This is a genomic window from Nostoc sp. 'Peltigera membranacea cyanobiont' 210A (genome assembly GCF_002246015.1).
Classification (GTDB): domain Bacteria; phylum Cyanobacteriota; class Cyanobacteriia; order Cyanobacteriales; family Nostocaceae; genus Nostoc.
Map to the genome: position 1 here is coordinate 48,252 of NZ_NOLJ01000010.1, position 12,740 is coordinate 60,991.

Consider the following 12,740-nt stretch of genomic DNA (forward strand, 5'->3'; position numbering starts at 1 on the left):
CTTGACTAATGACTGTGAATTAATCCGAAATCTTTATGAAAGCACTAATTCTCTCTGGCGGTAAAGGTACACGTCTACGTCCCCTCACCTACAGCGGAGCAAAACAACTTGTACCAGTTGCTAATAAACCTGTTTTATGGTATGGCATCGAAGAAATGGTCGCTGCTGGTATTACTGATATTGGCATCATCATCAGCCCGGAAACTGGGGCAGAAGTCCAAGGAAAAACTGGAAATGGAGAATACTTTGGAGCAAACATCACCTATATCGTACAAGATCACCCACTTGGACTTGCTCACGCCGTTCAAATCGCCCATTCCTTTTTAGGTGATTCTCCCTTTGTCATGTACTTGGGTGATAACCTCATTCAACTAGGTGAGTTACGTTACTTTCTGCAACAATTTAGCCAACAACTGCCAGATGCTCTGATTCTCTTACGTTCGGTTACCAACCCTAGCGCCTTTGGCGTGGCTCAGGTGGATGAAACAGGACGGGTATTACAATTAATTGAGAAACCCAAAGTTCCTCCTTCCAATTTGGCATTGGTAGGAGTTTATTTCTTTTCTCACCTTATTTTTGATGCGATCGCAAATATCCAACCTTCCGCCAGAGGCGAACTAGAAATTACTGATGCTATTCAATACCTCATTAATCAGAAAAAGCAAGTTGTAGCCCACAATCTCCAAGGTTGGTGGTTAGATACTGGTAAAAAAGATGACTTATTAGAAGCTAACCGATTGATTCTCGATACTTACCTGACGGCATCAGTTATGGGCGAAATTGATCCCCAAAGTCAGATTATTGGGCGAGTCCAAATCGGTGCAAAATCTAAAGTAATTAACTGCACAATTCGAGGGCCAGTGATCATTGGTAACAATTGCCATTTAGAAAACTGCTTTATTGGCCCTTATAGTAGTATTGCTAATAATGCCACACTCATTGATACTGATTTAGAACATAGTGTGATTTTAGAAGGTGCTAAAATCGCCGGAATTCATCAGCGCATTATTGATAGTGTCATTGGACAACGGGCGCAACTGACTCTTGCACCCCGCCGCCCCAAAGCCTTGCGATTTCTAATTGGCGATGACTGTCAAATTGAATTAACCTGATTTACTAGTTAAAAATAGGACAAACCATCGTCAAAGTTGGAACATAGTGCATGTAAAATATAAATGCGAAATTCATCTAACAATCAGAACACGCAGCACATCCTATAAATAATATTAATGAGCATTTTACATACCAAAATTTCTGAAGTTCTACAAATTGAACCCCAAGTATTTGCAGACGATCGGGGTTTCTTTTTTGAAGCCTACAACCACCAAAGTTTTGCTCAAAAAACAGGTATTATTACGAACTTTGTCCAAGATAACCACTCTTGTTCCAAACAAAACGTTCTGCGTGGGCTGCACTACCAAATCCAACAACCCCAAGGTAAACTCATTCGTGCTGTTGTCGGGACTATTTTTGACGTAGCCGTAGACATTAGAAAAAGCTCTCCTACCTTCGGTAAATGGGTGGGTTATGAACTCAGTTCTGAGAACAAACGCCTACTGTGGATACCACCAGGCTTTGCTCATGGCTTCCTCGTGCTTTCAGAAGTAGCTGAAGTTCTCTACAAAACTACAGATTATTACGCGCCCCAAAGAGATCGTACAATTCTATGGAACGATCCAGATTTAGCGATAGATTGGCCCTTAAGTGCGCCACCAATTTTATCAGCTAAAGACCAAGCTGGTAAATCTTTCAGAACTGCTGAAGTATTTGATTAAGTAGTCATTGATCATTGGTCATTAGACCTCTTGCATAAATCAAAAATAAGAAAGAACCCCACCCCGCCAAAGCTACGCTTTGTCTCCCCTCCCTGCTTGCGGGGAGGGGTTGGGGTTGTTAGCGACTTTTGCAAGAGGTCTACTGGTCATTGGTCATTAGTACATACCCCGTCTCTTGTGATACCCTAAGCTTACTTTTATGGTGGACGGAAAAACTTTGTCTTTCATCGGACTAATTCAAACCACGTTAAAGAGTGGGCATGGCTTCTCTTGGACAAATGACAAATGACAAATGACTAAATCAATTTTGCTGATTGGTAGCAACGGTCAAGTGGGAAAGGAACTACAACAAATACTCTCATCTTATGACGATATTATCTCAGTAGCACGCCCAACAGTAGACCTTGCCCAACCCGATACCCTCCGCAACGTTATCAGATCCAAGCAGCCGCAAATCATCATTAACGCTGCTGCTTACACTGCTGTAGATAAAGCCGAAAGCGAACCCGAACTTGCTACCGCTATTAATGCGGCTGCACCCTTAATTCTTGCCCAAGAAAGCCAAAAGTTAGGAGCTTTTTTAATTCATATTTCGACTGATTACGTTTTTGATGGCAATGGCTGTAGCCCTTACCAAGAAACTGATGCGACTAATCCCTTGAGTGTTTATGGTAAAACCAAACTCGCTGGAGAAGAAGCTATTCGGGAAAATTGCGCCCATCATCTCATTCTCCGCACAGCTTGGGTTTATGGAACCTTTGGCAAAAGTAACTTTGTCAAAACCATGCTGCGACTAGGTGCAGAACGCCAAGAACTCCGTGTTGTCGCCGATCAAATTGGTAGCCCGACTTTGGCGCAAGATATAGCGGCAGTTATAGCGCAGATGATTCCCCAGTTAACCCCAGAAATTAGCGGCACTTATCACTACACTAATAGCGGCGTTGCTAGCTGGTATGATTTTGCCGTCGCCATTTTTGAAGAAGCCCAACAACTAGGCTTCCCTTTGAAAGTTGAACGGATTGTCCCCATTACAACCGCCGAATATCCGACACCAGCCCGTCGCCCTGCTTATTCCGTCCTTGCTTGTGGAAAAATTGCGGCAATTCTAGGAACTTATCCCCCCCATTGGCGACAAAGACTGCGGCAAATGCTTCAAGATTGGGTATTGGGTACTGGGGATTGGGGATTGGGGATTGGGAAAACTCTTCCTTAATCCCCAGTCACTAGTCCCTAGTCCCCAGTCGCTATCCCCTTTTCAAAACTCCCGTTTCATGTTGTATAGGCAAGACATCTAAAATATCAGTTTGGGAACAATATTTTAAATCTTCATGGCAGTCAAGACGCAACAATCGTTGGCCGTGACTAGCTTGGTGAAGTAATCCTAATAAGTTATCTTGCCATTGAGAGTAAAGAGCGATCGCACTAATTACTTCATCATTCCCAGCGAGTTCTTCAGGTGACAACTTGGTTTGCTGCAAAATACTATGAGCGATCGCACCCGCACAAACTGTATCCTCTAAGGAATAACTGCCTTCCCAGCCAGAACCGACAATCCACACTGTCTCTGGTTGCTTATCTAAAAGAAATTGCACCACCGCCGCCCGGTTAATTAAGGCTGCTGCTAATACATTTGGAGAATCTTGTACCCGTTGTAAAGCACGAGTGCCATTTGTGGTACTGATAAACAAACGTCGCCCTTGCACTAATTCTGGCGTGCAGTCGAGGGGAGAGTTTCCCAACTCAAAGCCAGTGACTTTCGCGCCGCCGCGTTCTCCAGCCCGCAGACGTTTTTCAGGGGGCCATTTTTCGCTAACTTCAATTAACCGATCTAAATCGCTGAATACTTGTACAGCTTCGCCTCCAGATGCCAAGACAGTCGCTATTGTGCTAGTGGCTCGCAAGACATCGACTGCGATCGCACATTCTGGCGCTTTATCCGTTGGAGTCAATTCAGGAGTGTGGTATACGAATAACTTCACGGGCTGGATACACCTGTTTTAATACTACTGCCGTAAATAACATTCTACCTAGTTGGTGTCACTAACTATAGTCACAATTGCTCTAGGAAAATTTTTATCATCAAAATACAAAATGTATCTCATTCAATACATAGATGGGAGCAGGGGAGCAAAGGAGGCAGGGGGAGCAGGGAATGAGTAAATATTTGTCCCTTTGGGCTGTAGCCTTATAACTGTAACTTTTTCCCCATTTAGAAGGTCTGTTCTTGTTTTAGATTACAAGATAGTGCAGCAAGTCTAAAAGTCTAACAGCATAAAATGCGCTTTTTGAGTATTTATTAGGGATTGGGCATGGAGAAGAGACAAGGTAGACAAGGAAGAGGGAGGAACAATGATGCATCTAATAATGATTTTGAATGCTTTGGCAGTTGCCTGGTGGTTAAGATCCGCTGGGAATCAACCCCAAGGCAATTGGAATCTGCGATGGCAGCGATCGCTATTTTTGTTTCTCTTCCCGCCCTTGCTAATATTCATGACTGCGATCGCTGTGCTGTTCATGGGGCCTCAAGGACAAATGGGCGGGATGTATACAGGCTCAATTAGCTATTTACTAGCATTAATTTATTTGGCATTTTTTGCCATTTCATGCATTAAACTTGCCTTCCAGGGTTGGCAATCTGTAGAATCTGCGCGTAACTGCCCTTTGGTGAATGTTGGCGATAGACGAGCCAGACTGCTGCAAACGGGCGCGTTGTTTGCAGGTCAAATTGGTTTTTGGCAACCAGAGCTAGTGGTTAGCCAAGGATTAGTGCAAACTCTCTCACCTGCTCATTTAGAAAGCGTCTTAGCCCATGAGCAAGGGCATCACTATTATAGGGATACGTTCTGGTTTTTTTGGCTGGGTTGGGTGCGTTCTTGCACTGCATGGTTGCCGAATACAGAGCCTTTGTGGGAAGAATTGTTAGCTTTGCGCGAACTCCGTGCCGATGGTTATGCAGCATTGCAGGTAGACCCTCTGGTGTTAGCGGAATCACTTTTATTAGTAGTTAGTAGCGGCCCCGTCTTATCGGAAATTTGCTGTGCTGCATTAGGTTCTTCTGGTGCAGATCGTTTAGAACAAAGAGTAGAAGCTTTATTAGCACCACCAGAAGCAACCCCAGATGCTCAATTGCAATCCTGGCATGGCTTTTTGCTGGCGTTCCTGCCTTTACTGAGTGTGATATTTCATAGTTAAGTTGAACTTAGCAAGCTACTACAGCACGAAATCGTGATGTTTGTAACGAGAATTATGATGTTTGTAACCAAAACGTAGTGTTTGTAACAAAAATTAGATTGTTTGTAACAGAAATCGTAGTGTTGGTAACGAAAATCGTAGCGTTGGTAATGAAAACGTAGTGTTTGTAACGAAAATCGTAGTGTTTGTAACAAATATCGCGATCAGAACAAATTAACAAGCGGTAATTACGAATTAGGAATTACGCTTATTCTTCTTCTAGCAACTGTTCTATATATTTTTGTACTAAAGGCACTTGAAAAGCATTGCCTTCTTGAGTCGAAATATCTTTTCGCGTTAGTTTGCCGATAACACCTTTGTCTTGCTGGGTGGGGGGCTTCCACTACCTCACCCAGTCCTTCATATTCATCCAAACAAAAGAGAAATTGCTTACCGGAGTTGTTGCGTTCTATTTCTGTTAACCAAGTTTGCAGGGCGGGAAATGGATCTTCAGCTAATTTATCGGCATCTGGATTAGGCAAGTATACTTTGCGGGGTAATCGCCGTGCAGCTTCGATAATTTGTTGAGCTAAATTTACAGCCAATCCTTTAAATTTTTAGCGCCTCAATAACGCTAATTGGTGACGAGGTTGGAATAACTTGGGTAAGTTGGAAGCCAGCATGAAGCAGTAACACTTGATATTCCTCCTCTGTGCGTTCGCGTCCACCAGTCATAACTAGCATATTGAGGTCAAACAACTTGCTAAAAGAAGATACATTCCCAGGAGGAATTACTGTCTCAAACAGCAGGAGTTTACCATGCTGTGACATTGCCTGATGACAGTTTTTGAGAATAGCGATCGCTTTTTCCTCATCCCAGTCATGAATGATGTGCTTGAGAAGGTAAGCATCACCACCTGCTGTTATTGACTCAAAGAAGTTCCCCGACACTACCGTACATTGGTCTGTAAAACCTTGTGCTTGCAGGCAAGATTTTGCTTCTTCTATCACCGTTGGTATATCAAAGATAATTCCTTTAACAGTCGGATAAGCTTTAAGGATGGTAGTCACCAAACTGCCCTGACCTCCTCCCACATCAACAATGGTGTTGAATGCTGAAAAGTCATAACTGCAAATAATTGCTTCCAAAACTGAAGCTGTTAGACTTGTCATTGCCCGATTAAACAACTTGCCAGCTTCAGAGTTTTTAAGGTAATGATCCCAAACACTCATTCCAGCGATGTGGTCAAACGCAATCTCGCCAGTTTTGATGCTATGTAGTAGGTTATCCCAGCCTAAGTAGTGCGCTTGTCCCAGTTCGGAAATGGCAAAAAAACGCAAAGAACCAGGAACATCCGTTTGTAACGTAGCACCCAAGGGTGTTAAGCCAAATCGATGATGCTCATCTTCAACAAATATACCCACACTGGCAAGGGCACGCAGTAATCTGTACAATGATGGGACGTGAGTATTAGTGATTGCAGCTAGTTCCTCTAGCGTCTTTGGCTGTTCCTTGAGGTAGTCAGCAATACCAAGTTTAGCAGCAGCGTGGATTGCTCGTGATACCCAAAATCCAGAAATCATCTGAAGCATAACATCGGATGCAGGGACTTCAGTACTTATGCTTGGTTCGAGTGAACTCATATTCTGTAAATTCTTTTCAAAGTTCTGGATTTGTGGGGGTACACAACCACAACTCAATCATATCTGAATTGATACTTGTAGGCTGATCGCCCTTCATCCGAGATGCGATCGCGTGTAATTCATCTTTACGACCGACAAAAAGACGCGATAAATCGCCGTCTCTACAAATCGGTCTTTTGTAGAGACGGCGATTCATCGCGTCTCTTGCCTTAAACGTGGTATCTGATAAAAATATTTTTTATTTGGCAAATACGCCAATACTGCTAAAAGTGCAAAACAGACACTTGATGCGATCGCCAGTTTCCTAAACTAGATTAACAGTACAATCCCTTTAATACCTTTGCCAAATACTCATACTGCTCTAAAGTATTGTAAATCTGCGCCGAAATCCTTACCAACAGCCGAGGTTGTTCTAGCCACGGCATCACCTGCACTTGAATACCAAACTTATCAAACAACTCATCGTGTACAGACATGAAATCGCGGTTTTCCAAAGTCGTAGGCATTGGCACAACTGCCATTGAACCAATCATCTCCTCTGGACAAAGCGGCTGCACTCCCAGCGCTTCACAAAGTAGCTGTCTTCCCTGCAACACTAGTTGATGATTTTGCTGTCTCAATTCTTTCCACCCGCCAGGTAGCAAGGAACCCATAAAAGCGTAGACACGAAGTGGCTTGTCGTTAGACATCGCTTCCGGTACACACATATAAGCTGTAGGATCGTCTGTACCTGTCCAGTCAAATTCCAACTGAAAGCGGCTTTTATCAGTGCGTGGCGAATTTGTGCCGTGGCTAATTGTCAGAGGACGAATTTCTGACTGTTTATCTCGTCGCACATACAAAAATGCTGCCCCTTTTGGCGCACACAGCCATTTATGACAATTCCCTGTGTAATAAGTTGCGCCCATCTCTCGCAAATCGAGGGGAATCATTCCAGGCGCATGTGCCCCATCTACCAATGTATCTACACCCCGTTGTTGCAACTCCTTCGCCAACTCTTGAATCGGGAAGATTAACCCTGTCTGGCTGGTAATATGATCCAAAAGTGCTAATCGTGTTTTTGGTGAAACTCGCTCAATTACTGCTGCCACTACTTGCTGTGGCGAGTCAATAGGGAAAGGAACTTTTGCCACCACCACCCGCGCGCCAGTACGACTGGCGATAAAATCAAGTGCATTACGGCAAGCATTATATTCGTGGTTGGTTGTAAGTATTTCGTCCTCTGGTGAAAACGTCAGCGACCTTAACACCGAATTAACGCCAGTCGTTGCATTGGGGACAAATACCAAATCCTGGACATCAGCACCTATAAACGCCGCCAACTTACTTCTGGCATCGTCTAGCAGGGGTTCCCATTCCCTACCAAAAAAGCGTAAGGGTTCCTTTTCGAGCTGCGATCGCAAACGTTGTTGAAACTCCAGCACTTGTTTAGGACAAGCACCAAAAGACCCATGATTCAGAAACGTCACAGTCGAGTCAAGCGACCATAAGTCTCTGATGGATAATCTAGAATCCAAAATTGATAAACTCCCCAGGCTGGATTCGAACCAGCGACCAATCGATTAACAGTCGATCGCTCTACCACTGAGCTACTGAGGACCACTCACGATTTATAATCTTAGGGCTAAAAATAGTATTTGGCAAGTACTTTCGCCAATATTTTTTTTTAGAAACTTAATTTAGAGAATTTTTGCAGCCAAAATCGATTCAAGAACTTAAGCAGAGACTCTGAGATACTAAATATCTACTGTAATCCCATTCGTAATTCAGCCAGACGCTGCCGCGCCTTAGCATCAATGGCATTAGCTAAAAACCGACTCTTAGATTGTTTGCGCGTATGATACTTTTGTCGCATTCGGCAAACAGTGGTTTCCACTTCCCCACAGAGTTGCTGTGCTGACAACCATTCAGCCCCATATCCTTGGATCATCAACTGCTGTGCCCGATCTGATGTAGCAACAATCACACGCGAAATCAAAGATTGGGCTATTTGGTGGCGAAAAGAAGCGCAGGATTTTTCAATATAAGTATCTGCTGTTTGCCCAAAATCAGTGTAATAAACAGATAAAAGCTCAGTAATAATTTCTTTATTACTAGAGCTATTCTGATATTGAGCATCAAAAACTATCTGAGTTGTGTAACCTTGAAACGCACTATAACCAGTCATCGCTTCCACAAGTTCGCCCCGTGCAGCCTCTAGTCCAACGCTATCACGCGTTTTTTTAAGGCAAGGCCAAGCGCCTATGATATTGTAGCCGTCCACTAACAAAACGGCTTGGAGTAAGGAACGGGGCATGGTTTTTAATCACAATTTTCTAGAGTTAACAAAATTCATTCATAAGTTTTATAATAATTGATGCATAGTCTGTAACACTATGCTACACAGAATAAAAAATACGGCAGCCTCACAAAACTCAAACCTCAGATAGACGCACCAACTTAAAACGCGCCTTTGTTTAAAAGGCGCGTTGCAATTCTTTTTCAGTAGTATTCAGAAGTGCTAAGTACAATGAATTTTACTTATTCACTCAGCACTCGTTACTCATTACTCAGCACTCATTACTCAGCACTCATTACTCAGCACTGAATTAAGAGGCTTCGCTGTGTACCTCCATCAGACGTTGTTTGAGACGTTCAGCTTCACCACTATCAACCAAAGAGCCTTTTTCTAGCAAGAAAGCGCCGTCACAATAATTTAGCTCATCTAATCGATGTGTCACCCAAAGGGCTGTAATACCTCGACTTTTGACAAGGCGGCGGACACCAGCAACTAAATCCAACTGGCTATCTGGATCTAGTAAAGCAGTGGGTTCATCTAATAATAGAACTTCACAGCGACGGGCGATCGCACCTGCGATCGCGACTCGCTGTTTTTGTCCCCCAGAAAGTGCATAGATAGGGCGTCGTTGCAAAGTAAGCAAATTCACCGCTCCTAACGCCTCCTCAACCCTGGCTCTGGTAGCAGCAGGTGGCAACTTTTCTTCCACCAATCCAAAAGCCACATCAGCACCAACCGTTGGCATCACCAGTTGATGATCCGGATTTTGGAAGACAAAGCCAACGGGTTGCAAAACCCGAATTTCGCCAGATTCAGGAGCTAATAACCCCGCCAGCAGTCTCAGTAAAGTAGATTTTCCACTGCCATTTGTACCCAAGAGCATCCAAAACTCACCCTTGGGTACTTCTAAAGAGCAAGATTTGATAACCTTCTCTCCATTAGGCCAACTGAAATTTAAATCCTTGACCTCAATGCCCACTTGAGCCATTTGTCAACCTTGGTTACTCAGCAGCTACAGCAAAAAAGCCAGGTGGTCTGCCGCCACCAGGGGTTGTACCATCTTTCTGAACAATCTGCACCCCAGAAATTTCACTAGCGCGGACAGCAATTTTTTTCTCTGTCTTGCCTTCGCACTTGAGTTCTACAATGTCAGGGTTCCCAGAACGGATTGCTGCCAAAATTAGCTGATAGACAGCCTCAGCATCCTCTGCTGACTTACGTTGTACTGAGATTGGGAAAGCAGTGTTTCTGATGCTTAAATCGATGGTAAACATTTAGCAATAATCAAATTTAACTGTGGACTCATTTTAGCGTCAGCTGACTGATTCTAGGGAAATGGGCATTGGAAGAGGCAGAGGGGCAGGGTGCAGGGAGCAAGGGGGAGAATTCAAATTACCTCTTTCGCCTCTTGCTTCCCTGCTTTATCTACCTCGTCTGAATCAAAAATTAATTTTTATGACAAAACCCCTAGAAAAATTAGCGATTTACACCTAATATGATTAAAGGTGTGTAAAAAATTGTAAACTTGGTTAACAACCCGGTTAACTTTCTGCTTATAGATAGGCATTTATATAGCCGTCTATAATACTAGATACAACCTGTACTTATAAACATTTGGAGATTTGCTCTAATGACCATCGCAGTTGGACGCGCCCCCAGTAGAGGGTGGTTTGACGTTCTCGACGACTGGCTCAAGCGCGATCGCTTCGTATTCGTAGGTTGGTCAGGGATACTATTATTCCCCTGCGCCTTCCTAGCACTAGGCGGTTGGCTGACCGGCACCACCTTCGTCACCTCTTGGTACACCCACGGATTAGCCTCCTCCTACTTAGAAGGTGCTAACTTCCTAACAGTGGCAGTATCCACCCCCGCCGACAGCATGGGACATTCCCTATTGCTGTTGTGGGGCCCAGAAGCCCAAGGCGACCTCACCCGTTGGTTTCAATTGGGTGGTTTGTGGCCATTCGTTGCCCTACACGGAGCCTTCGGTTTGATTGGCTTCATGTTGCGGCAATTTGAAATTGCGCGTCTAGTAGGGATACGTCCTTACAACGCTCTCGCCTTCTCAGCTCCCATTGCAGTATTCGTCAGCGTATTCCTGATGTACCCCTTGGGACAATCAAGCTGGTTCTTTGCACCCAGCTTTGGGGTGGCGGCAATTTTCCGGTTCCTACTATTCCTGCAAGGGTTCCACAACTGGACACTCAACCCCTTCCACATGATGGGTGTTGCGGGTGTATTGGGTGGTGCTTTATTGTGCGCCATTCATGGTGCGACAGTAGAAAATACCTTGTTTGAAGACGGTGATGGTGCTAACACCTTCCGCGCCTTCAATCCTACCCAGTCTGAAGAAACCTACTCAATGGTGACAGCAAACCGTTTCTGGTCACAGATTTTCGGGATTGCTTTCTCTAACAAGCGCTGGTTGCACTTCTTTATGTTGTTCGTGCCAGTCACAGGCTTGTGGATGAGCGCCGTCGGCATCGTCGGTTTAGCGCTCAACCTGCGGGCTTATGATTTCGTTTCCCAAGAATTACGGGCGGCGGAAGACCCTGAGTTTGAAACCTTCTATACCAAAAACATTTTGCTGAACGAGGGTATCCGCGCTTGGATGGCTCCTCAAGATCAACCCCACGAACAATTTGTATTCCCTGAAGAAGTTCTACCTCGCGGTAACGCTCTCTAAGAATTCAAATTTGGCACATGACCTGAATTCGGGTTGTGGTTGGCAAAAATTGACACACCCAGATAAAATAATCTCCTTGTAATCAGCCAATAAAGTGTCAATTTTCACTATTCTCCAGTAATCTCCTATCAAAAAGGTGGGAGATTTTTTATATATTGGTTAATATCTCTAAATTTATGTGTTATGTTAGATGAAGGTTATAAACCCAGAGTTAATTCTCTGCCCTTTTAAAACTAAGACCGCTTAGGCAATAAGGAGGTGATGCCCATGATAGAAAGTAGTAAATGCATGGGTCATCAGGTTGCAGTTAGCCGGCTGCGCGCCGGGGCTGTTCTCTAAAAGTTAGCCTTAGTTATCTTTGAGATACTAAGTTAGCTCAAGTAGCTAGGCAAGCTCGGAGTTCCTTCCGGCAGTCTGGTTGCAACCTGAAGACCCGCTAGACCGCTCTGACTTAGATCGTCCGATCTGAATCAGGGCGGATAGTTTTTTATAGGTGATTTTTGTTTTATCAATGGTTACTTTTAAAAAATAGATAGCGATGGCTGCCGCGATAAAGGCAAGCTATTTAAGTTTTATTAAATAAGAATAAATATCTTGTATTAAAGCTTGGAGTATGACCAAATGTGAGAAACAGCGTCTATCTGCCAAGTCTGATTTAAATCTAGACATACGCATTGTGGCTTAATTTATCCTCCTATATTTTCTGTGTGGAGAATAAAAGGGATTTGCCTTTGTCAGATGCAAAATGTTGTAACAAATATATAAGTAGGAATTTCTTGATATGACACAACTACTCACCGAAGCGGAAATTCAAAAACAGGCAAAGGTTTTGTCAGATTGGACTGTTAAAGACTCCAAGTTGCAAATTACCCGCACATTTAAAGATTTTATTGGAGCAATTGAGTTTGTCAATAAACTAGTTGAGCCGGCTGAATCAGCCGGACATCATCCAGATATAGAGATTTCCTACAATAAAGTGAAGATTACACTTACAACACATGATGCAGGCGGATTGACCCAGCCAGACTTTGATGTAGCACGGGTGATTTCACAGATCGACTAACTGATTTCTTCTAACATCTTGTGCCAGACTACAGAAAGTCACTACGATATACGGTTTATATAGCCGAGCCAGTGTGTTCTAACTGGCGTAAGATTTATAGTAGGGGTAAGTGGAAGAAGGATT

General features: G+C 43.8%; 14 protein-coding genes and 1 tRNA gene. 6 read left to right on the plus strand and 9 right to left on the minus strand.

From position 1 onward, the window contains the following. Window positions 1-35 precede the first annotated feature (35 nt). The 3 genes from CDG76_RS28015 (at window position 36) to rfbD (ending at window position 2,988) form a co-directional block, all read left to right on the plus strand. Complete coding sequence (locus CDG76_RS28015) at window positions 36-1,112, plus strand: glucose-1-phosphate thymidylyltransferase (protein WP_094352141.1); 1,077 nt, start codon at window positions 36-38, stop codon at window positions 1,110-1,112. 117 nt (window positions 1,113-1,229) lie between these two features. Then, window positions 1,230-1,775, plus strand: a complete 546-nt coding sequence (gene rfbC, locus CDG76_RS28020) for a dTDP-4-dehydrorhamnose 3,5-epimerase (protein WP_094352142.1) — start codon at window positions 1,230-1,232, stop codon at window positions 1,773-1,775. Between the two features lie 292 nt (window positions 1,776-2,067). Then, window positions 2,068-2,988 (plus strand): dTDP-4-dehydrorhamnose reductase, encoded by a 921-nt coding sequence (gene rfbD / locus CDG76_RS28025; RefSeq protein WP_094352143.1) that lies wholly within the window; start codon window positions 2,068-2,070, stop codon window positions 2,986-2,988. A 31-nt stretch (window positions 2,989-3,019) separates the two neighbouring features. On the opposite strand, the gene CDG76_RS28030 is transcribed toward rfbD, so the two are convergent. Beyond that, window positions 3,020-3,754, minus strand: a complete 735-nt coding sequence (locus CDG76_RS28030; protein ID WP_094352144.1) for a 2-phosphosulfolactate phosphatase family protein — start codon at window positions 3,752-3,754, stop codon at window positions 3,020-3,022. A gap of 373 nt (window positions 3,755-4,127) precedes the next feature. On the opposite strand from CDG76_RS28030, the gene CDG76_RS28035 reads away from it, so the two are divergent. Then, on the plus strand, window positions 4,128-4,967 hold the full coding sequence (locus tag CDG76_RS28035) for a M56 family metallopeptidase (protein ID WP_094352302.1): 840 nt from the start codon (window positions 4,128-4,130) through the stop codon (window positions 4,965-4,967). A 227-nt stretch (window positions 4,968-5,194) separates the two neighbouring features. Here the strand turns inward: CDG76_RS28035 and CDG76_RS28040 are convergent, their stop codons facing one another. From CDG76_RS28040 to CDG76_RS28075, 8 genes are all read right to left on the minus strand, one after another. Further along, window positions 5,195-5,551, minus strand: coding sequence for a hypothetical protein (locus tag CDG76_RS28040; protein ID WP_094352145.1), 357 nt, complete (start codon window positions 5,549-5,551; stop codon window positions 5,195-5,197). A 4-nt stretch (window positions 5,552-5,555) separates the two neighbouring features. Continuing rightward, the gene (locus CDG76_RS28045) at window positions 5,556-6,590 is read right to left on the minus strand and encodes a methyltransferase (RefSeq protein ID WP_094352146.1); all 1,035 of its coding nucleotides are present in this window, start codon (window positions 6,588-6,590) and stop codon (window positions 5,556-5,558) included. A gap of 16 nt (window positions 6,591-6,606) precedes the next feature. After that, the gene (locus tag CDG76_RS28050) at window positions 6,607-6,786 is read right to left on the minus strand and encodes a hypothetical protein (RefSeq protein WP_094352147.1); all 180 of its coding nucleotides are present in this window, start codon (window positions 6,784-6,786) and stop codon (window positions 6,607-6,609) included. Between the two features lie 118 nt (window positions 6,787-6,904). Continuing rightward, the gene (locus tag CDG76_RS28055) at window positions 6,905-8,107 is read right to left on the minus strand and encodes an aminotransferase class V-fold PLP-dependent enzyme (protein ID WP_223265425.1); all 1,203 of its coding nucleotides are present in this window, start codon (window positions 8,105-8,107) and stop codon (window positions 6,905-6,907) included. Window positions 8,108-8,117: 10 nt separating this feature from the next. Continuing rightward, window positions 8,118-8,189: transfer RNA gene (locus CDG76_RS28060), tRNA-Asn, on the minus strand. Between the two features lie 145 nt (window positions 8,190-8,334). Further along, window positions 8,335-8,886 carry an NYN domain-containing protein gene (locus CDG76_RS28065; RefSeq protein WP_094352149.1) on the minus strand — a complete coding sequence of 184 codons (552 nt, stop codon included), beginning with the start codon at window positions 8,884-8,886 and terminating at the stop codon, window positions 8,335-8,337. A 292-nt stretch (window positions 8,887-9,178) separates the two neighbouring features. Further along, on the minus strand, window positions 9,179-9,856 hold the full coding sequence (locus CDG76_RS28070) for an ABC transporter ATP-binding protein (RefSeq protein ID WP_094352150.1): 678 nt from the start codon (window positions 9,854-9,856) through the stop codon (window positions 9,179-9,181). A gap of 13 nt (window positions 9,857-9,869) precedes the next feature. Next, window positions 9,870-10,142, minus strand: a complete 273-nt coding sequence (locus CDG76_RS28075) for a hypothetical protein (RefSeq protein ID WP_012410874.1) — start codon at window positions 10,140-10,142, stop codon at window positions 9,870-9,872. A 356-nt stretch (window positions 10,143-10,498) separates the two neighbouring features. Here CDG76_RS28075 and psbD point away from each other — a divergent pair, with 356 nt between their 5' ends. After that, window positions 10,499-11,554: a photosystem II D2 protein (photosystem q(a) protein) gene (gene psbD, locus CDG76_RS28080; protein ID WP_012409998.1), complete on the plus strand. Its 1,056-nt coding sequence runs from the start codon at window positions 10,499-10,501 to the stop codon at window positions 11,552-11,554. A 781-nt stretch (window positions 11,555-12,335) separates the two neighbouring features. Beyond that, entirely contained in the window at window positions 12,336-12,617 is a 282-nt protein-coding gene (locus tag CDG76_RS28085) for a 4a-hydroxytetrahydrobiopterin dehydratase (RefSeq protein ID WP_094352151.1), read from the plus strand. Window positions 12,618-12,740 lie beyond the last annotated feature (123 nt).

Excerpts from the sequence above, each read along its gene's own strand:
- CDG76_RS28015 (WP_094352141.1), top strand. The coding sequence starts at position 36 with ATGAAAGCACTAATTCTCTCTGGCGGTAAAGGTACACGTCTACGTCCC.
- rfbC (WP_094352142.1), top strand. The coding sequence starts at position 1,230 with ATGAGCATTTTACATACCAAAATTTCTGAAGTTCTACAAATTGAACCC.
- rfbD (WP_094352143.1), top strand. The coding sequence starts at position 2,068 with ATGACTAAATCAATTTTGCTGATTGGTAGCAACGGTCAAGTGGGAAAG.
- CDG76_RS28035 (WP_094352302.1), top strand. The coding sequence starts at position 4,128 with ATGCATCTAATAATGATTTTGAATGCTTTGGCAGTTGCCTGGTGGTTA.
- CDG76_RS28045 (WP_094352146.1), bottom strand. The coding sequence starts at position 6,590 with ATGAGTTCACTCGAACCAAGCATAAGTACTGAAGTCCCTGCATCCGAT.
- CDG76_RS28050 (WP_094352147.1), bottom strand. The coding sequence starts at position 6,786 with ATGAATCGCCGTCTCTACAAAAGACCGATTTGTAGAGACGGCGATTTA.
- CDG76_RS28065 (WP_094352149.1), bottom strand. The coding sequence starts at position 8,886 with ATGCCCCGTTCCTTACTCCAAGCCGTTTTGTTAGTGGACGGCTACAAT.
- CDG76_RS28070 (WP_094352150.1), bottom strand. The coding sequence starts at position 9,856 with ATGGCTCAAGTGGGCATTGAGGTCAAGGATTTAAATTTCAGTTGGCCT.
- CDG76_RS28075 (WP_012410874.1), bottom strand. The coding sequence starts at position 10,142 with ATGTTTACCATCGATTTAAGCATCAGAAACACTGCTTTCCCAATCTCA.
- psbD (WP_012409998.1), top strand. The coding sequence starts at position 10,499 with ATGACCATCGCAGTTGGACGCGCCCCCAGTAGAGGGTGGTTTGACGTT.
- CDG76_RS28085 (WP_094352151.1), top strand. The coding sequence starts at position 12,336 with ATGACACAACTACTCACCGAAGCGGAAATTCAAAAACAGGCAAAGGTT.